A 17,936-nucleotide genomic window follows, 5' to 3' on the forward strand; every position below is an offset into this window, starting at 1 on the left:
CTCATCGCAATCGCATGCGCGAACTCGGCCGACGACGCGCCGCAGGGCATCCAAGCCGCCCTTTAATCGCGCTTTTTGCTTTTATGTTCGCCTTGATGCCCGCTTTTGCGGCGGCGGCTACATCGAAGGGCTGCGCCGACATCAACACCGGCCAGTATAATCGCACCTTTTCGATTCCATCGGCCAGCAATGGTTCACAGATACAAGATCAGGATATTACTTTTGGAGCTTATGCATCAACGTTAAGCGATTTCTATTTTAATAATGGAGATGTAGTTCAATTTACATTGACATCTCGCGTCGGGACAGGATATTTTTCCGCATTTGAATATGACGATACTGGATCCATTGTTCGCAGCGTCCTCAATCAAACAGGAAATTCTGCGACTTTCACAATCGGATCCAACAATTTATTCAGATATTATAATTACGCGCTTTCCAATTTTACATATACCGCAGGGGGAAGCGCCAACAACGACGCGACTGCCGCGCACTCCAACTCTTCGGCATTTTTAACCCTAACCTGTACCCCAGCGAGCGCGGGACCGACCGTAACGGCCGTTAGCCCGACCAGCGGCCCCGCTGCCGGCGGCACGGCGGTCACCATCACCGGCACCGGCTTTACCGGGGCTACCGCCGTCAAGTTCGGTGCGACCTCTGCAACCGGCATCACCGTTGTCAGCGCGACCAGCATCACCGCAACCGCTCCCGCTGGCAGCGGCACCGTCGACGTGACCGTGACTACCCCTGGCGGCACCAGCGCCACCTCGGCGAGTGACCGGTTCAGCTATGTCGCGGCCCCCGCCGTCACCGCGATCTCGCCCAGCTCGGGCCCGGCGAGCGGCGGTACCTCGGTCACCATCACCGGCACCGGCTTTACCGGGGCTACCGCCGTCAAGTTCGGTGCGACCTCTGCAACCGGCATCACCGTTGTCAGCGCGACCAGCATCACTGCAACCGCTCCGGCTGGCAGCGGCACCGTCGACGTGACCGTGACCACCCCTGGCGGCACCAGCGCGACCTCGGCCAGCGACCAGTTCAGCTATGTCGCGGCCCCCGCCATCACCGCCATCTCGCCCAGCTCGGGCCCGGCGAGCGGTGGTACCTCGGTCACCATCACCGGCACCGGCTTTACCGGCGCGACCGCAGTGACCTTCGGCGCGACCGCCGCCGCCAGCTTCACCGTCAACAGCGCGACCAGCATCACCGCCACCGCCCCTGCAGGCACCGGCACCGTCGACGTGCGCGTCACCACTACCGGCGGCACCAGCGCGACCTCGGCCGCCGACCAGTTCAGCTATATCGGGGCCCCCAGCGTTGCCGCGAAGAGCGCGAGCGTCGCTTATGACACCGCGACGCCGATCGATCTCACCGCTTCGGTCAGCGGTGTGCATAGCAGCCTCACCGTCAGCACCGCGCCCGCACACGGTACCACCAGCATTGCTGGCGACGTGATCACCTACACCCCGACCAGCGGCTATTATGGCAGCGATAGCTTCGCCTATACCGCCACGGGGCCGGGCGGCACCTCGGCCGCTGCCACCGTGACGCTGACCGTCGCGACACCTGCCGCCCCAACCGTTGCCGCCAAGAGCGCCAGCGTTGGCTATAACACCGCCACCCCGATCGACCTGACCGCCTCGGTCAGCGGTGTGCACTCAAGCCTCACCGTCAGCTCAGCGCCTGCGCACGGCACCACCAGCATTGCTGGCGATGTCATCACCTACACCCCGACCACCGGCTATTATGGCAGCGACAGCTTCGCCTATACCGCCACGGGGCCCGGCGGCACCTCGGCCGCTGCCACCGTCACGCTCACCGTCGCCACGCCTGCGCTTGCGATCACGCAAACCAGCTTGCCGGCGGGCCAGCAGGACGTCGCGTATAGCGTATCGCTGACGGCGTCTGGCGGAACGGCACCCTATACCTTTGCGGTGACGGGCGGCGCGCTGCCATCTGGCCTTGCCCTCGCAACGAACGGAACACTCGCCGGAACGCCCACCGCAAACGGATCGTTCAGCGTGACGATCACCGCTTCGGACAGCTCCACCGGCGACGGGCCGAGCCGGGTCAGCCAGACCTTCAGCTTGCAGATCGCGTTGCCCGCGCCGCCCGTCGTCCGCGACACCTCCGTCGCCGTTACGCAGACCGTCACCAACAATCAGCCAGCCTCGATCGACCTCAGCACTTTGATTTCGGGCAACGTCACCGACGTGACGATCGCTACGCCCCCGCAGCACGGCACCGTGGTGATCCAGCGGACCGGTACAAGCTTCACCGGCGTGTCGATCGCCAACCCCCTGCAACCAGGCGCGGTGGGGCTCGAGCGGAGCGCTGCCGTTGCCACCCCGACCCTGCCCCTGGGCGCGACCGTCGCAGCCCCCCGCTTTGTCGCGGTCTACACCCCGACCCCCGGTTACCAGGGACCTGATCGCTTCACGTTCACAGCGGTCGGGCCCGGCGGCAGCTCGACCTTCGCGACGGTGGACATCACGGTGAAGGGGACCGCACCGGTCGCCGCGAATCTGGTAACGACGACCGACCAGAATCAGCCGGTCACGGTCGATATTTCGAGCGGTGCTGTCGGCGGACCGTTCACGCAAGCCGCCATCGTCAGTGTGTCGCCAGCCGACTCCGCGACGGCGACCCTCATCGCCGACGGCACGGCCTCCGCGCGGACCTATCGCTTGCAGATCCAGCCCAGCCCCCGCTTCAGCGGAACGACGGTCGTGACCTATACGATCGGCAACACGTTCGGGATGTCGGCGGCGGCCACCGTCACCGTCACCGTGAAGGGTCGCCCCGACCCCTCGGCCGACCCGGTCGTGCGCGGGTTGATCGATGCGCAAGACACCGCGACCCGCGATTTCGCCCGGGCGCAAATCGAGAACTTCGGTCGCCGCAACGAACAGCTCCATGGCGGCGGTGGCAGCACCGGCAACAACCCGATCGGGATCACACTCGGCAGCAGTGATGGCGGCACCTTCCGGCGCCCCGGCCGGTTCGACGGGATCGCCCCCGAAACCGCGCTCAAGATGGAACATGCCAATGAAGTGATGGGAGCCGAAGGCCTGCGCGTTTCCTCAACCGGGACTCTGCAGCCGGGTGCCTCGCCAACGGGCGTGACGGGCGCGATGGGATTACGGACCCCAACCGGTTCCCGCAGTGGCATGGCGACCGGCTCTGCGACGTCCGCCAGCACCGCAGCCGCTGTCGGAGCGGTGGCCGACGAGAGTGGCGACACCGGACCGCGCAAGATCGGGTCGATCGCGATCTGGAGCGGCGGCGCGATCAGTGTCGGGACGCGCGACGCGACGACGCGCCGCACCAAGCTGTCGATCTCGAGCTCGGGCTTGAGCGCGGGTGCCGACCTGAAACTGTCGGACGATCTCACGGTCGGCGCGGGCGGCGGCGGCGGCGAAGAGCGCACGCGGGTCGGCACCGCCGATGCCGGCCATCTGACCGCCGACACCTGGGTCGGGGCCGCTTATGGCAGCTTCAGGCCCACGCCTGGTGCCTTTATCGACGGGGTTTTGGGATATGGCGATCTCTCGTTCAACACACGGCGCGCGGCGCTTGGCGGGTCGCTGGCCGTCGGTCACCGCAACGGGTCGATGCTGTTCGGATCGTTGAGCGCGGGAATCGACCAAAGCACCGGGCGGCTCAGCTATTCGCTCTACGGACGCGCCGAGTATCTCAACGCCAAGCTCAGGGCCTATGCCGAGACCGGAGCCGGGGTCTACAGCCTGACCTTCGATCCTCGCACGCTCGAATCGTTGACCAGCGTTGCCGGCGGCCGGGCGACCCTGCACCTTGGTGCCTTTGCGCCCCGTGCCCGGTTCGAATGGCGTCACGAGTTCAATCAAGCCAGTCCGCAGTTGCTGGACTATGCCGATCTCGGGGGCCCATCGCAGTACAGCATCACCAATAACGACTGGCTGCGGGACGAGGTCCAGTTCGAAATCGGGCTGGGAATCAACCCCGGCGACGGCTGGACCACCGGAATCGACTTGGGTGGAAGGGGCGGCCCCGGCTCGCGATCGATGACGGTGCGCGTATCGGCGACAAAGAAGTTCTAAGCCGCGATCGGCACCGATCCGACGCGCGCTAGATCTTCCCTCGCCATCAGCGGCGCGGCGCGGCATGAGGGGCGGATGATCACGCTCTATCTCGCGCGCGCCGACAATGGCGTCATCGGTGCCGAGGGTGCCTTGCCCTGGCACCTCCCGGCCGATCTCAAGCGTTTCAAGGCGCTGACGATGGGCACGCCGATGGTGATGGGGCGCAAGACCTTCGAGAGCTTCCCGGCCCCCCTGCCCGGTCGTCGCCATATCGTGCTGACCCGCGATCGCGACTGGTCCGCGCCGGGTGCCGAGGTGGCCTATTCGGTCGACGCTGCATTGGCGTTGGCGGGCGACGGGGACGTCGCGGTAATCGGCGGGGCCGAAATCTTCGCGCTGTTTACCCCTTTGGCGGACCGGGTCGAACTGACCGAGGTTCACTTGATGCCCGCAGGCGACGCGATCGTTCCGGCGTTTGCGGGCTGGCACGAAACCGCGCGCGAAGACCATCCCGCCGAGGGCACGCGCCCGGCCTATAGCTTCGTGACGCTGGACCGGCCCTAATCGCCATCTGCGGGCTTGCTCCCGCCGCCAGCGCGCAGCATATCAAGCGCTGGATCGGACACGGCAAAGGCGTCGATACAAGTCCGGCATGACGGGGAGCGACTTCGATGCGCAGGATCTTGCTGGCCGTACTGGGCCTGGTGCTGGTTGCCGCGCTTGCCTTTTTCACGCTCGCCCCCGGCATCGTCGAACGGTCGATGAACCAGGTGGTCGCGATCCCGCTCAAAATCACGCCGCGCGCCCGCGCGCTGCACGCGACCCTGCAAATCGCCGACATGCACGCCGACACGTTGCTGTGGCAGCGTAGCCTGCTCGACCGGTCGGAGCGCGGGCAAATCGATCTGCCACGCCTGCTGGCTGGCAATTATACGCTGCAAGTGTTCTCCTCGGTGACCAAGACGCCCAAGGGCCAGAATTACGACGCGAACCCGTCCGATACCGACAATATCACCGCGCTCGCCATCGCCGATCTGCAGCCCCCGCGCACCTGGGGATCGCTGCTGCAACGCTCGCTGTGGCACGCACAAAAGCTGGATCGCTACGCGGCTGCGTCAAACGGTCAGTTGCGGGTGATCCGCTCACCTGCCGATCTCGACCGGCTGCTGGCGGATCGCGCGGGCGGGAAAAAGGTGGTCGGCGGGATGCTCTCGATCGAGGGCCTGCAAGATCTTGAGGGCAAGCTGGCCAATCTCGATGTCCTGTATCGCGCCGGTTTCCGTATGGCGGGGCTCGCGCACTTCTTCGACAATGAAGTGGCGGGGTCGATGCACGGCGAGGCCAAAGCCGGGCTTACCCCGCTCGGTCGGCAGGTGGTGCGACGGATGGAGGCGCTCGGCATGGTCGTCGACGTCGCGCATTCCAGCCACGCGACGATTGCCGAAGTGCTGGCGATGGCACAGCGCCCGGTCGTCGCCAGCCATGGCGGCGTGCAGGCGACCTGCAAGGTCAACCGCAACCTGACCGATGACGAGATTCGCGGCATCGCCCGCACCGGCGGCGTGATCGGGATCGGCTATTGGGATGCGGCGATCTGCTCGACACAGCCCGCCGCCGCCGCTGCTGCGATTGCGCATGTGCGCGATGTGGCGGGGATCGATCATGTCGGGCTGGGATCGGACTTCGACGGCGCGGTGACCACGGGCTTTGACGCCAGCCAGTTGGCCGCCGTGACGCAGGCACTGATCGATCACGGCTTCAGCGACGGCGACATCGCCAAGGTGATGGGCGGCAATGTCCTGCGCGTCCTCAAGGCCGGGATCGCCCCTAGCGCAGCCGCAAACCGGGCCGTATAGCGCGCTCATGCAGCGGCTCGACGGCGGCTCGGTGGTTCCCGCAGCCTTGCGCGCGGGGATCGTCGCGCTTGGCAATTTCGATGGATTTCACCTTGGCCACCAGGCGGTGGTCGGTCGCGCGGTGGAACGCGCGCGCGCGGAGGGTCGCCCGGCGCTGGTCGCCACTTTCGATCCGCATCCCGTACGCCATTTCCGTCCCGACACCGCCCCGTTCCGCCTGACCACGCTCGACCAGCGCGAGCGGCTGTTCGCCGAAGCCGGGGCCGATGCGATGATCGTCTTCCAGTTCGATACGGCACTCGCCGCGCTGAGTGCGGTGGAGTTCGTCGGCGACCGGCTGCTCGACACGATCGGCATCGGCGGAGTCGTAACGGGCGAGGACTTCACCTTCGGCAAGGCCAAGAGCGGCACGGTCGCGGTGCTGGCCGATCTCGGCCGCAAGAACGGCTTTTCGGTCGATACCGTCGGCCCGGTCATGCTCGACGGAGAACCCGTCTCCTCGAGCCGAATCCGCGCGCTGCTGGAGGCGGGGGACCCACGTGGCGCGGCACGGCTGCTGACGCGCCCGTTCGCGGTGGCGGGCACGGTGCAGCATGGCGACAAGCTCGGCCGTACGATCGGCTATCCCACCGCCAATCTCGATATGGGCAGCTATTTGCGCCCGGCTTATGGCATCTATGCCGTGCGCGGGCGCTTGCCCGACGGGCGCGTGCTCGATGGCGCAGCCAATCTCGCATTCGCCCGAGTTTCGATCCCCCCAAGGAATTGCTCGAGCCGTTCTTCTTCGATTTTTCCGAAAATCTCTATGGCCAGACGATCGAGGTCGCCTTGATCGAGTATCTGCGGCCCGAAGCGAAATTCGACACGCTCGACGCGCTCACGGCGCAAATGGAACAGGATTGCGCGCGGGCGAAGGTCATCCTGGCCGAGGAGCCGCGATAAGCGCCGACACCGCAAAAGGGGCCGACATTGCTGCCGACCCCCCTGTCGCCTCATCCGAATGCGCTGGACACTGCCCGGGAAGGAAGCGTCCGCGCCATTCAGTCTTGGCGGCTCGCCTCGACCGCGCCCAGAGGACATCGACCGACGCGTTTCGGCGATCTTCGGCCCATCGCCCTCTCCCCGTGAAAGAAGGGGCGCGCGGACCGTCCGTCACCTACATCCTGCCCCTTCGTCGCGGAACGACCGGGCCAGGATATATTTGGAAGGGCGTCTCGTAATCGCCGGTGAAGCGCCTTGCCTGCGCAAAGCGACGCCGCACGATCCTTGCCATCCTTCCGCTGCTGACCGATCGCAGGTTTCCGAGCGGCACCATACCATCTCTCGCAGCATAAGTAGCTGATGTTTCTTCGGTTTCCCGCTTCTTCATCCGCTGCTTACAATCCAGATGCTGTCATGGGCCGCGAGTCGCGCCAAGCCCTGAAATGACCAGGCCACCCTGTGAATACTGTGGATAACGGGGATAATATCGCGCGCGTAAAGCAGGCTGCCTTCGCCCTACATTTACCTGAACACACGGTTATTTCAGGTTCATGAAACTTAAGTACAATCGAGATCGTTACGTTAGCGAGATTGATTCAAAGCAAGTCGCACCTCATGGGAGAAAATCATATGCGTACCTTCATCCTCGCGCTCAGCGCTGCCGCCGTCGCGATTCCTGCCACCATGGTCGTCCCGACCACGCAGGCCGAGGCACGCCGCCACCATTATCAGCCGCGTGAATATCAGGGCCGCGACGGGCGTCGCTATTGCCGCCATTCCGATGGGACCACCGGTCTGATCGTCGGCGGCGTCGGCGGCGCGCTGCTGGGCAATTCGGTCGCTGGCCATGGCGACAAGACCTTGGGCACCGTGCTCGGCGGCGTCGCTGGTGCCTTCGGCGGACGGGCGATTGATCGTGCCAGCACGGCGGACCGTCGCTGCAACTAAGCAACGTCACACGATGACCCTATATCAGGCGCGGACCAGCAACGGTCCGCGCCTTTTTATTGGAGAATGAGCATGACGACACGCAGCGGATCGGCCAGCTATGACGGTTTTGGCAAGGACGGCAAAGGCCATGTCTCCACGCAATCGGGCGTCCTGTCGGACACGCAATATGGCTTCAGCAGCCGTTTCGAAGACGGCATCGGCACAAACCCCGAGGAATTGATCGCTGCGGCGCATGCGAGTTGCTTCACCATGGCACTCAGCTTCGCGCTGGCCGGTGCCGGTTTCAGCGCCGGCAAGCTGGAGACGACCGCGAAGGTGACGCTCGACAAGGATGGCGACGGTTTCTCCATCACCAAATCCGCGCTCGACCTGAAGGCGACCATCGCCGACATTTCGCCCGAGCAATTCGAGGCAATTGCCGCCGGTGCCAAGGCGAATTGCCCGGTGTCGAAAGTTCTCAATGCCGAAATCACGCTAACCCACTCTCTCAACGCGTAATTACGGCAAGAAATTCGACGACGGTCTTTCCTTGCGGGGGCGTGAACGCAGTGTAGTTTTGCGTTCACGCAACCTCGTGCGTGCCGGTGTGTTCTGTCCATGATCCAACACGGATTACCGCAAGGAGCATTTTGCATGCGCACGTTTTTTCTCGCCGCCGCCATGGCCGCGACCGCCCTGTCCGCGCTTCCCGCCACCGCGCAGGACTATCGCGGCGACCGCCAGGACCAGCGCGGCGATCGACCCGATCAACGCGCCGACCCGCGTAATGACGGTCGCGATCACCGCGATGAGGGGCGCGACCGTCGCGATGACGGCCGTGATCGCGGCGACCACCGTCGTGACGACCGTCGGGCCAACTGGCAGCAATATCGCAGCTATGATTACAATCGCTACGAGCCGGGCCAGCGCACCTATTATGCCGACCGTTATTATCGCGATGGCCGCTATTACCAGCCGCGCCGTCTCGGCCGGAACGACCGCATCTATCGCGGCAGCGACAACCGTTATTATTGCCGTCGCAGCGATGGCACCACCGGGCTGATCATCGGCGGCCTGACCGGCGGCCTGCTCGGCAATAGCCTGGCGGGTGGCGGTTCGCGCACGCTCGGCACCTTGCTCGGCGGCGGTGCGGGCGCGCTGCTCGGCCAGTCGATCGATCGCGGCAAGGTCATCTGCCGCTAAAGCCTCTTTGGCGACAAAACGAACGGCCCGGCGCGCCCGCGTCGGGCGTTTGCCGTTACAGCAAGCCACCACCAAGGATCAGGCGAACCACCGCAACGACGATAACGAAAATATTGAAGTTACGGCCACTCTTATGCCCCGATAAAACACCGATGGCCGCGCCGACCACCGCGATCGGCAGCGCGAGATAATTGGCGATTCCGAAAAACGGCACCAGCCCGACCAACGCCACCGGCAGCGCCAACAGGCCCACCAGAATCGAGAAGAGATTGACGACAAAGCCCATGCGCGGATCATGACGCCCCCCGCTGCCGCGCGCAACCGACGATGGCACCGCGCCGCTATGCCCAACGATTTTTTAACCGAACCCGGTGCAAAAGCGGAGACCGATATTGGAGCTTTCGATCGATGGTCCGCATCCGCCTCCGCATCCTGAGCGCCGTGGCTTTGCCGCTCGCTCTGCTGGCGTGCGGCAAGCGCGATGACGACCGCAATCTCGATTCGCTCGATAACGAACTGGTCGAGGCGGGCTCGGGCAACGCCAATGTCAGCGACCCGGCGATGACCGCGGCGCTGCACGACCAGATCATGGTCGATCCCGCGCTCACCCAACATGCCAATGCGGACAGCGTCCGACCACCGGCACAGCCGTATTCGGGCGGCGTACCGCCAACCGGCATCGCACAGCCGCCGGGCAGAACCCCCGGATCCGCCGGAGCCTCCACCAGCGAAACGATCAAATCCGCCCCAGCGCCGAGCAAGGATTGCCCCGGCTGCACCGCCGCCCGCGAATCACTGACGTTGGGCGCGCTCGCCGCGCGCCAGACGAACCGCCGCACCAGCGCCTGCGCTGGCGCACTGCGCTATTCGGCGAGCTGGGCCGATCGCCTCCCCGCCGATGTCCCGCTGTACCCCGGCGCGCGCGTGACCGAGGCCGCCGGCGCGAACACCGGTGCGTGCGCGCTGCGCGCGGTCAGCTTCTCGACCAATGCGCGGCTGCAAACCGTGGTCGATTGGTATTATACCCGCGTCACCAACACCGGCTTCACCGCCGAACATCAGTCGGACGGGACCCAGCATACGCTGGGCGGCACGCGCGACCGGGATGGCGGGGCCTATGTGCTGTTCCTCACGCCGCGCCGCGATGGCGGCACCGATGTCGATCTGATCGCCAATAACGGCAATTAAGCTGGGTTTCGACGGCGCGATACCCACGCCGCTCGGCCACAAAACCACCCCCTGCGCGGCGGCGTTGGGGAAAAGGTTCATTTTTGTGTCAATTCGCGCTAACGCACCCTCATGTATCATCTTATCCTCGTCATGGCGGGCGGCGCGCTCGGTTCGGCCGCGCGCTTACTCGTCGGGCGCGCCACGCTCGCCGGGTTCGGCCCCAATTTCCCTTATGGCACGCTGACGGTCAATCTGGTCGGCGGGCTGGCGATGGGGGTGCTCGCCGGTATTCTTGCGCGCCACCCAAACAGCGAGGCGTGGCGCTTGCTGCTCGGCGTCGGCGTGCTCGGCGGTTTCACCACCTTCTCGTCCTTCTCGCTCGATACCATCGCGCTGATCGAGCGCGGTAGTATCGGAACGGCGCTCGGCTATGTGCTCGTCTCGGTAATCGGGTCGATTCTCGCCGTGTTCGTCGGCCTCACCGCCGTGCGGGTGGCGGCATGAGCGACGGCCCCACCAAAGCAACCTCCGATGTCCGCCAGTTCACTGTTGGCGTGGACGATGACGGCATCCGGCTCGACCGCTGGTTCAAGCGGCATTTGCCCGACACCAGCTACACCACGGTCGCGAAATGGGCGCGCACCGGCCAACTCCGCGTCGATGGCGCGCGCGCCAAGCCCGGCGATCACGTCGCCACCGGTCAAGCGATCCGGGTACCGCCCGCCGAACCGGTCCGGGTCGATGCCCCGGTCAAGCGCGAACGACCGCCGCTCAGCGATGACGAGATCACCTTTGCGCGAGAGATGGTCATTCATCGCGATGCCCAGGCGATCGTGCTCAACAAGCCGCCCGGCCTCGCCACGCAAGGCGGCACCAAGACGATCGAGCATGTCGACGGCCTGCTCGATGCCTTGCAGGATGACATGGAGGGCCGCCCAAAGCTGGTCCACCGGCTCGACAAGGACACGTCCGGCGCGTTGCTGATCGCCCGCACCGCGCGCGCCGCCGCCTATTTCTCCAAATCCTTCTCCTCGCGCACCGCCCGGAAAACCTATTGGGCGCTGGTCGTCGGCGTGCCGTCGATCGAGGACGGGATGATCGAACTGCCAATCGCCAAGCAGCCCGGTTCTGGCGGCGAGAAGATGCATGTCGATGAGAAAGAAGGCAGCCCGGCGCGCACGCGCTACCGCGTGATCGAAATGGCGGGCACCACCACCGCCTGGCTCGAGCTGATCCCCTATACCGGCCGCACGCACCAGTTGCGCGTACATCTGGCAGCGATCGGCCATCCCATTGTCGGCGACGGCAAATATGGCGGGCAGGCGGCGTTTCTCACCGGCAATATCTCGCGCAAAATGCACCTGCATTCCAGGCGGATTCGCATCGATCACCCAGATGGCGGCGCGATCGACGTCCAGGCCGAATTGCCGACGCACTTCGCCGAAAGCCTCAAGCAATTGGGCTTTGACGAGATGCTGGGCAACACCATGCCGCTCGAATCGCCACCCCCGCCAAGCCGCGCGGTCAAGAAGCAGCAGGCGCGCCAGCACGCCAAAACCGTCCGCAAGGACCGCAAGGGCGAACGGCGGCGGCGGGGCGCGGCATCGTGATGCTTGCGCGCGGTCCAAGCTGCTGATGCATCCCGACTCCGCTTTCCGCTGGGAAGACCGCGACGCCATGCGGGCGCTGGTGTCCGAACTCGGCTTCGGCGCGCTGTTCGCGGCCACGCCCGATGGCCCGCGCGTTGTCCATCTTCCCGTCGTCTGGCAGGGCGAGACCACGCTCGCCTTCCACGTCGCGCGCGGCAACGGCATCGCGCGGCATCTCGACGGAGCGACCGGCCTGTTCACCGTACAGGGCCCGGACGCTATATCAGCCCGGACTGGTATGGCCTCGACGCCAATCAGGTGCCAACCTGGAACTACGTTACGGTCGAACTGGAAGGTCGCATCGCGCGGATGGACCAGCAGGGATTGGTCGCCCAGCTCGATCAGGTATCGGCGCTGCAGGAAGCGCGCCTTGCCCCCAAGGCCCCGTGGACGCGTGCGAAAATGGACCCGAGCGTGTTCGAACGCATGACACGCGGGATCATCGGCTTCACGTTGGAGGTGCAAGGCTGGCGCGGCACCCGCAAGCTTGGCCAGAACAAGCCCGTCGCGGCGCGGCTGGCCGCTGCAGACGGAGTCGAGAATGCCGGACGACGCGCCATTGCCCATTGGATGCGCAGCGCATGAACCGTCTTGCCCTCTTCGATTGCGACGGCACGCTGGTCGACAGCCAGGACAATATCTGTCGGTCGGTCGAAGAAGCCTTTGCCGGGGCAAAACTCGTCCCGCCGGAACGTTCCGCGATTCGCCGGATCGTCGGGCTGAGCCTCGTTGAAGCGATGCGGCAGTTGCTGCCCGAAGGCGAGAATGCGCTGCACCAAAGCCTTGCCGCCGACTATAAGGCCGCGTTCTTCAAGATGCGCGCGGCGGGCGCGATGACCGAGGAGCCGCTGTACGACGGGATCGTCGAGGTGCTGGACCTGTTACGCGCCGATGGCTGGACGCTGGGCGTCGCTACCGGCAAATCCGATCGTGGCCTTGCCCATATCCTCGCGCATCACGGCATTGCCGATCGATTCGTGACGCTGCAGACCGCCGATCGTCATCCCTCAAAACCACACCCGTCCATGATTGAGACAGCCATGGCCGATTCGGGCGCAATCCCTGAAACAACGGTGATGATCGGCGATACGAGCTATGACATTGTCATGGCGCGCGCGGCGGGGGCACGTGCGCTTGGCGTCGCCTGGGGCTATCACCCTGTGGACGAGCTGACGGCTGCGGGCGCGCATGCCATCGCATCGACGGTGGCGGCGCTGCCCCGGCTAGTAACCTTTCAGGAGACGCAACGGTGACCGATCCCGATGCGACCTTCCGCAATCGTTATCTCGCGATCACCGCGACCCGCATCGCGGGATCGGCGGGGGCCTTGCTCGGCTTGGTGCTGATCGCGCGGGCCGATGCTCCGCTACCCAAGATCATCGGCACCGCGCTGGTGCTGTCGGCGCTTCTCATGATCGCCATCGTCCCGCGCGCGCTGGCCAAACGCTGGCGTTCCCCGCCGGCCGAATAGAGGCTCTAGTCAAAGCGGCTGCGTTCGATACGGCGCGAAGCCGCGCTATGGAGAACACCATGAAGCGGTTCTGGACCGACGTAACGCTCGATGACACTCGCATCGTCCACCTTGACGGGAAGCCGGTACGCACCCCGGGGCGCGTGCCGCTGGCGGTGCCGACCCAGACACTCGCAGAAGCGATCGCCGCCGAGTGGCGCGCGGTGGAGGGGGAGATCGATCCGCGCACGATGCCGCTGACCGGCCTCGCCAATGCGGCAATCGACCGGGTCGCCCCCCGATCCTGCGCTGTTCGCGCGCGGCCTCGCCAGTTACGCCGAGAGCGACCTGCTCTGTTACCGTGCCGAGTCGCCCGACGATCTCGTCGCCCGCCAGGCACAAATATGGGATCCGCTGCTCGACTGGGCGCGCGGACGCTATGACGTGCAGATCGAGGTCGCCACCGGCATCCTCCACCGCGCGCAACCCGCCGCCACGCTTACGCGACTGGGGACCGCCATTGCCGCACGCGACGCGTTCGCGCTCGCCGCCCTTTCGCCGATCGTCACCATTGGCGGATCGCTGATCGCGGCGCTGGCACTGGCCGAAGGCGCGGCAAGCGCCGAACAGGTGTGGGACGCTGTTACGCTCGATGAAGAGTATCAGGCGGAACGCTGGGGCCGCGATCCTCTAGCGGCAGCGGGGATAGAAGCGCGACGTCGCGATTTCGACGCCGGCGTCCGCTTCCTAGCGCTCGGGCAAGCGGCGGATGAAGCCGATCATCCCACGCTGGCGTGAGCGCTTGAGCCGCTCGGCGGTGAGGATCGTCTGCACGCAGTCATAGCAATCGTCGAGATCGTCATTGACCAGCACGTAATCATAGCCGTCCCAGTGGCTGACTTCGGCGAGTGCGCGGTCCATGCGCCGGTCGATCACTTCCTGCGTATCGGTCGCGCGCTTTTCCAACCGCTCGCGCAGCGTTTTCAGGCCCGGCGGCAGGATGAACACCCGCACCACATCGCCACCCGCCAATTGGAAAAGCTGCTGCGCACCCTGCCAGTCGATGTCGAACAGAATGTCCTGACCGTGCTCGAGATCCTTGAACACGGTGTCGCGCGGCGTACCATAGCGTTCGTCGAACACGCGCGCCCATTCGAGGAACTGGTCGTCCTCCGCCATCGCGCGGAAGGTTTCCTTGTCGACGAAGTGATAGTCCTTGCCCTCGACCTCCCCCTTGCGCGGCGCGCGGGTGGTGTAAGACACTGACATTTTGAGCTTATTGCGCTCTTCCTTCAACAGCCGGTTGGCAATCGTCGATTTGCCCGCCCCGGACGGAGAGGACAACACGAACATCAGCCCGCGGCGTTTGAAGTTCTTGGGTTGAGAAGCGCGATGGTCGACCATGCGCGCCTTTGGCGCGGGCATGGCCGTCCCGTCAAGGCATGGCGTCGCCGATCAGCGTTCGGCGGTGCTCGCGCCGAACACCTGATCCTTCACTTTGCCGATCCCGCGCAGCACCAGCCAGCCAGTGGCGAAGGTCAAAGCCAGCGGGATCATGGCCTTCACGACGTTGGCGGCAATCGCGCCTTCGATCGCACCGTCCACGCTGCTGTCGTCGCCGCTGGCGCCATCAATCGCACTGCCGATGGCCGCACCAATCAGGGTCGTGAAACTCATTGATCGTCTCCCATTCGCCGCTTGAGCGCGCGAAAGGCGATATGGTTCCTGCCCCAAACCCCGCGAAGCGGAACACATGTCCTCCACAAATCGCGCACCCGCGCTACATCCCACCCACTCTCTGCGCCTCTGCGTCCTCCGCGCCTCTGCGCGAACAAAAATGAAGAATGATTCGCGCAGAGCGCAGAGGACGCGGAGCAGAAGGAGAGAGAGAATGCCTGCGGCGCTTTAGACCATGGTTTCGGGGCGGACTAAGCGATCGAACGTCTCGGCGTCGACCAGTCCGAGCGCCAGCCCCGCTTCCTTGAGCGTCAGGCCTTCATGGTGCGCGTGCTTGGCGATCTTGGCGGCATTGTCATAGCCGATTTCCGGCGCAAGCGCCGTCACCAGCATCAGCGAACGCTCGACCAGTTCGGCGATCCGCGCGCGATTCGGTTCGATCCCCTCGACGCAGCGTTCGGCGAAGCTCGCCATGCCGACGCTCAGCAAATCGATCGAGCGCAGCAGCGCCGCGCCGATCATGGGCTTGAATACATTCAGTTCGAGATGCCCCTGCAGCCCCCCGATCGTGATCGCCTGATGATTGCCGATCACTTGTGCCGCCACCATCGTCAGCATCTCGCACTGCGTCGGGTTGACCTTGCCCGGCATGATCGAGCTGCCCGGCTCATTCTCCGGCAAATGCAATTCGCCCAGCCCAGAACGCGGCCCTGAACCCAGCAAGCGAATGTCGTTGGCGATCTTGGTCAGCGCCACCGCCAGCGTGTTGAGCGTGCCGGACACGTGCACGATCGGATCGTTCGACGCGAGCGCCTCGAACTTGTTGGGCATGGTTTCAAAGGCAAGGCCGGTAATCTCCGCCACCTCTGCCGCAAACGCCTCGGCGAACCCGGCCGGGGCGTTGAGCCCGGTGCCCACCGCCGTGCCGCCCTGCGCGAGCAACAGCATATTGTGGGTGATCGCCGGTTCGATGCGGTGATAGCAACGATACAATTGCACCGCGTACCCCGAGAATTCCTGCCCCAGCGTCAGCGGCGTCGCATCCTGCAAATGCGTGCGACCGATCTTGACGATGTCGTGCCACGCCTCCGACTTGGCCTTTACCGCGCGGTTGAGCCGGTCGAGCGCGGGCAACAACCGCTGCGTCGCCGCGATTGCCGCCGCAATGTGCAAAGCGGTCGGGAAGCTGTCATTCGAGGACTGGCTTTTATTAACGTGATCGTTGGGGTGGACCGGCACCTTGCCGCCGCGCGTGCCGGTGAGCAGCTCATTGGCGCGCCCGGCGATCACTTCGTTGACGTTCATGTTGGATTGCGTGCCGCTGCCCGTCTGCCAGATGACCAACGGGACTGATCGTCGAATTTGCCCGCCACCACTTCCGCCGCCGCCGTCTCGATCGCGTCGGCGATCTCGGCGGGCAGGCCATGCTGGCGGTTCACCCGTGCCGCCGCCTGTTTGACGATGGCGAGCGCGTGGATGATCGCGATCGGCATGCGCTCGGTCGCGGGAAAGGGGAAATTCTCGATCGAACGCTGTGTCTGCGCGCCCCAATAAGCGCTGGCCGGGACTTCGATGGGCCCAAGCGAATCGGTTTCGGTGCGGGTATTCTGAACCATGCCAACTCCGTCATGCCGGCTTGTCCCGGCATCCACCGGGCTGCAAAGCCGATCGGTTGCGATGTGCGGCACGGTGGACCCCGGGACAAGCCCGGGGTGACGAAAAGGGTCGTATAAAGAGTCGTTTATACGGCCAGCTTACTTCTTCCGCTTGAAATCCACCGCGACGACGTTGGATCCATCCTCGACCGGCTTGATCGTCGGGCCGTCATTCTCCGCTTCGTCATGCGGCTCGGGGCCCTCGGGGCCTTCCGCCGCCTGAAAGCGCAATTCGAAACTGACCGCCGGATCATGAAAGAGGGTAATCGCCGAATAGGGAATCACCAGCTTGGACGGCACCTGGTTGAAGCTAAGGCCGATCGAAAACTTGGTGTCGTCTACCAGCAGATCCCAATAGCGGTTCTGCATCACGATCGTCATTTCATCGGGAAAGCGCTCGATCAGGCGTTGCGGAATGTCCACGCCCGGTGCCTGCGTCTTGAAGGTGATGTAGAAGTGATGCTCGCCCGGCAGGCCGCCATTGCTGGCGACCGACCCCAGCACCCTCCCAACCACGGCACGCAACGCCTCCTGGACGATTTCGTCATAGGGAATCAGACTATCGGGAAGGCCATCGCTCATGCGCCCTTGGGTAGCGGGCTTTGCGTCGTCGTCAAGATTGGGGAGTCAACATAGGCAGCAAGATTGCATGCGGTCGCAAGCGCGTTATGGGGAAAGCATGCGTACCGCCACGATCAGCCGCCACACCAGCGAGACGTCGATCGACGTCACCATCAACCTCGATGGCACGGGAGCCTATACGGTCTCCACCGGCATCGGCTTCTTCGATCATATGCTCGAACAGCTCAGCCGCCATTCGCTGATCGACATGCATATCAAGACGGTGGGCGATCTGCATATCGACCAGCATCACACGGTCGAGGATACCGGCCTTGCGATCGGCGAAGCCGTGCTGAAGGCGCTGGGCGAAAAGCGCGGCATCCGCCGCTATGCCGATGCGCTGTCGCCGATGGATGAGACGCTCACGCGCGTCGCGATCGATATTTCGGGTCGGCCCTATCTGGTGTGGAAGACCGCCTTCTCGCAGAAGAAGCTGGGCGAGATGGACACCGAAATGTTCGAACATTTCTTCCATTCCTTCGCGCAGACCGCGGGCATCACGCTGCACATCGAGACGCTGTACGCACCAACAACCACCATATCGCCGAAGCCGCGTTCAAGGGCGTCGCGCGGGCGTTGCGCGAAGCGGTCGAGCTCGACCAGCGCAAGGCAGGCGTGATCCCCAGCACCAAGGGGACGTTGTGACGCTCCCCTCCCGCTTGCGGGAGGGGCTGGGGGGAGGG

General features: G+C 64.8%; 16 protein-coding genes and 6 pseudogenes. 17 read left to right on the forward strand and 5 right to left on the reverse strand.

The features are described 5' to 3' along the window. Window positions 1-95: 95 nt before the first annotated feature. The 8 genes and pseudogenes from NW75_RS28010 to NW75_RS01075 all read left to right on the forward strand — a co-directional run. A pseudogene (locus tag NW75_RS28010) lies at window positions 96-731 on the forward strand (IPT/TIG domain-containing protein); the annotation flags it as partial. After that, complete coding sequence (locus NW75_RS22600; RefSeq protein ID WP_231564858.1) at window positions 732-4,079, forward strand: autotransporter domain-containing protein; 3,348 nt, start codon at window positions 732-734, stop codon at window positions 4,077-4,079. 75 nt (window positions 4,080-4,154) lie between these two features. Beyond that, window positions 4,155-4,625: a dihydrofolate reductase gene (locus tag NW75_RS01050; protein ID WP_033963098.1), complete on the forward strand. Its 471-nt coding sequence runs from the start codon at window positions 4,155-4,157 to the stop codon at window positions 4,623-4,625. A 107-nt stretch (window positions 4,626-4,732) separates the two neighbouring features. Beyond that, window positions 4,733-5,917, forward strand: coding sequence for a dipeptidase (locus NW75_RS01055; protein ID WP_033963099.1), 1,185 nt, complete (start codon window positions 4,733-4,735; stop codon window positions 5,915-5,917). Between the two features lie 7 nt (window positions 5,918-5,924). Continuing rightward, window positions 5,925-6,859, forward strand: a pseudogene (locus NW75_RS01060) (bifunctional riboflavin kinase/FAD synthetase). Between the two features lie 669 nt (window positions 6,860-7,528). Continuing rightward, complete coding sequence (locus tag NW75_RS01065) at window positions 7,529-7,846, forward strand: glycine zipper 2TM domain-containing protein (protein WP_033963191.1); 318 nt, start codon at window positions 7,529-7,531, stop codon at window positions 7,844-7,846. 72 nt (window positions 7,847-7,918) lie between these two features. After that, entirely contained in the window at window positions 7,919-8,347 is a 429-nt protein-coding gene (locus NW75_RS01070; protein WP_033963195.1) for an OsmC family protein, read from the forward strand. Window positions 8,348-8,482: 135 nt separating this feature from the next. After that, window positions 8,483-9,031: a glycine zipper 2TM domain-containing protein gene (locus NW75_RS01075; RefSeq protein ID WP_033963101.1), complete on the forward strand. Its 549-nt coding sequence runs from the start codon at window positions 8,483-8,485 to the stop codon at window positions 9,029-9,031. 55 nt (window positions 9,032-9,086) lie between these two features. Here NW75_RS01075 and NW75_RS01080 read toward each other — a convergent pair whose 3' ends face one another. After that, window positions 9,087-9,317, reverse strand: a complete 231-nt coding sequence (locus NW75_RS01080) for a hypothetical protein (RefSeq protein ID WP_033963103.1) — start codon at window positions 9,315-9,317, stop codon at window positions 9,087-9,089. Between the two features lie 122 nt (window positions 9,318-9,439). On the opposite strand from NW75_RS01080, the gene NW75_RS01085 reads away from it, so the two are divergent. From NW75_RS01085 to NW75_RS01115, 8 genes and pseudogenes are all read left to right on the forward strand, one after another. Then, window positions 9,440-10,219, forward strand: a complete 780-nt coding sequence (locus tag NW75_RS01085; RefSeq protein ID WP_033963106.1) for a hypothetical protein — start codon at window positions 9,440-9,442, stop codon at window positions 10,217-10,219. Between the two features lie 111 nt (window positions 10,220-10,330). Beyond that, entirely contained in the window at window positions 10,331-10,705 is a 375-nt protein-coding gene (gene crcB, locus NW75_RS01090) for a fluoride efflux transporter CrcB (RefSeq protein WP_033963108.1), read from the forward strand. After that, window positions 10,702-11,811 (forward strand): RluA family pseudouridine synthase, encoded by a 1,110-nt coding sequence (locus tag NW75_RS01095; RefSeq protein WP_033963110.1) that lies wholly within the window; start codon window positions 10,702-10,704, stop codon window positions 11,809-11,811. The genes crcB and NW75_RS01095 overlap by 4 nt, the downstream gene beginning before the upstream one ends. 67 nt (window positions 11,812-11,878) lie before the next feature. Further along, window positions 11,879-11,983 (forward strand): annotated as a pseudogene (locus tag NW75_RS27605) (FMN-binding negative transcriptional regulator); the annotation flags it as partial. An 89-nt stretch (window positions 11,984-12,072) separates the two neighbouring features. Continuing rightward, window positions 12,073-12,435, forward strand: a complete 363-nt coding sequence (locus NW75_RS01100) for an FMN-binding negative transcriptional regulator (RefSeq protein ID WP_331385952.1) — start codon at window positions 12,073-12,075, stop codon at window positions 12,433-12,435. Continuing rightward, a complete protein-coding gene (locus NW75_RS01105; protein ID WP_033963196.1) occupies window positions 12,432-13,103 on the forward strand; it encodes an HAD-IA family hydrolase in 672 nt (223 codons plus the stop codon). The genes NW75_RS01100 and NW75_RS01105 overlap by 4 nt, the downstream gene beginning before the upstream one ends. Further along, window positions 13,100-13,321 (forward strand): hypothetical protein, encoded by a 222-nt coding sequence (locus NW75_RS01110; protein ID WP_033963112.1) that lies wholly within the window; start codon window positions 13,100-13,102, stop codon window positions 13,319-13,321. The genes NW75_RS01105 and NW75_RS01110 overlap by 4 nt, the downstream gene beginning before the upstream one ends. A 59-nt stretch (window positions 13,322-13,380) precedes the next feature. Next, window positions 13,381-14,098, forward strand: a pseudogene (locus NW75_RS01115) (ATP12 family chaperone protein). On the opposite strand, the gene gmk reads toward NW75_RS01115, so the two are convergent. The 4 genes and pseudogenes from gmk to NW75_RS01135 all read right to left on the reverse strand — a co-directional run bounded on the left by gmk (window position 14,048) and on the right by NW75_RS01135 (window position 17,214). Continuing rightward, window positions 14,048-14,704 carry a guanylate kinase gene (gene gmk, locus NW75_RS01120; protein WP_029622978.1) on the reverse strand — a complete coding sequence of 219 codons (657 nt, stop codon included), beginning with the start codon at window positions 14,702-14,704 and terminating at the stop codon, window positions 14,048-14,050. The pseudogene NW75_RS01115 and the gene gmk overlap by 51 nt on opposite strands. Window positions 14,705-14,755: 51 nt before the next feature. Continuing rightward, on the reverse strand, window positions 14,756-14,977 hold the full coding sequence (locus NW75_RS01125; RefSeq protein ID WP_033963120.1) for a hypothetical protein: 222 nt from the start codon (window positions 14,975-14,977) through the stop codon (window positions 14,756-14,758). A gap of 228 nt (window positions 14,978-15,205) precedes the next feature. Further along, window positions 15,206-16,593: pseudogene (gene fumC, locus NW75_RS01130) on the reverse strand (class II fumarate hydratase). 138 nt (window positions 16,594-16,731) lie between these two features. Next, window positions 16,732-17,214, reverse strand: coding sequence for an SspB family protein (locus NW75_RS01135; protein WP_033963122.1), 483 nt, complete (start codon window positions 17,212-17,214; stop codon window positions 16,732-16,734). A 97-nt stretch (window positions 17,215-17,311) separates the two neighbouring features. Between NW75_RS01135 and hisB the strand changes: the two are divergent. Further along, window positions 17,312-17,898, forward strand: a pseudogene (hisB, locus tag NW75_RS01140) (imidazoleglycerol-phosphate dehydratase HisB). The last annotated feature ends 38 nt before the right edge of the window (window positions 17,899-17,936 follow it).

It is taken from the genome of Sphingomonas sp. Ant H11 (assembly GCF_000797515.1).
Lineage (GTDB): Bacteria > Pseudomonadota > Alphaproteobacteria > Sphingomonadales > Sphingomonadaceae > Sphingomonas.

Coding starts and splice junctions, on each gene's coding strand:
- NW75_RS01050 (WP_033963098.1), top strand. CDS start 4,155: ATGATCACGCTCTATCTCGCGCGCGCCGACAATGGCGTCATCGGTGCC.
- NW75_RS01055 (WP_033963099.1), top strand. CDS start 4,733: ATGCGCAGGATCTTGCTGGCCGTACTGGGCCTGGTGCTGGTTGCCGCG.
- NW75_RS01065 (WP_033963191.1), top strand. CDS start 7,529: ATGCGTACCTTCATCCTCGCGCTCAGCGCTGCCGCCGTCGCGATTCCT.
- NW75_RS01070 (WP_033963195.1), top strand. CDS start 7,919: ATGACGACACGCAGCGGATCGGCCAGCTATGACGGTTTTGGCAAGGAC.
- NW75_RS01075 (WP_033963101.1), top strand. CDS start 8,483: ATGCGCACGTTTTTTCTCGCCGCCGCCATGGCCGCGACCGCCCTGTCC.
- NW75_RS01080 (WP_033963103.1), bottom strand. CDS start 9,317: ATGGGCTTTGTCGTCAATCTCTTCTCGATTCTGGTGGGCCTGTTGGCG.
- NW75_RS01085 (WP_033963106.1), top strand. CDS start 9,440: ATGGTCCGCATCCGCCTCCGCATCCTGAGCGCCGTGGCTTTGCCGCTC.
- crcB (WP_033963108.1), top strand. CDS start 10,331: ATGTATCATCTTATCCTCGTCATGGCGGGCGGCGCGCTCGGTTCGGCC.
- NW75_RS01095 (WP_033963110.1), top strand. CDS start 10,702: ATGAGCGACGGCCCCACCAAAGCAACCTCCGATGTCCGCCAGTTCACT.
- NW75_RS01105 (WP_033963196.1), top strand. CDS start 12,432: ATGAACCGTCTTGCCCTCTTCGATTGCGACGGCACGCTGGTCGACAGC.
- gmk (WP_029622978.1), bottom strand. CDS start 14,704: ATGGTCGACCATCGCGCTTCTCAACCCAAGAACTTCAAACGCCGCGGG.
- NW75_RS01125 (WP_033963120.1), bottom strand. CDS start 14,977: ATGAGTTTCACGACCCTGATTGGTGCGGCCATCGGCAGTGCGATTGAT.
- NW75_RS01135 (WP_033963122.1), bottom strand. CDS start 17,214: ATGAGCGATGGCCTTCCCGATAGTCTGATTCCCTATGACGAAATCGTC.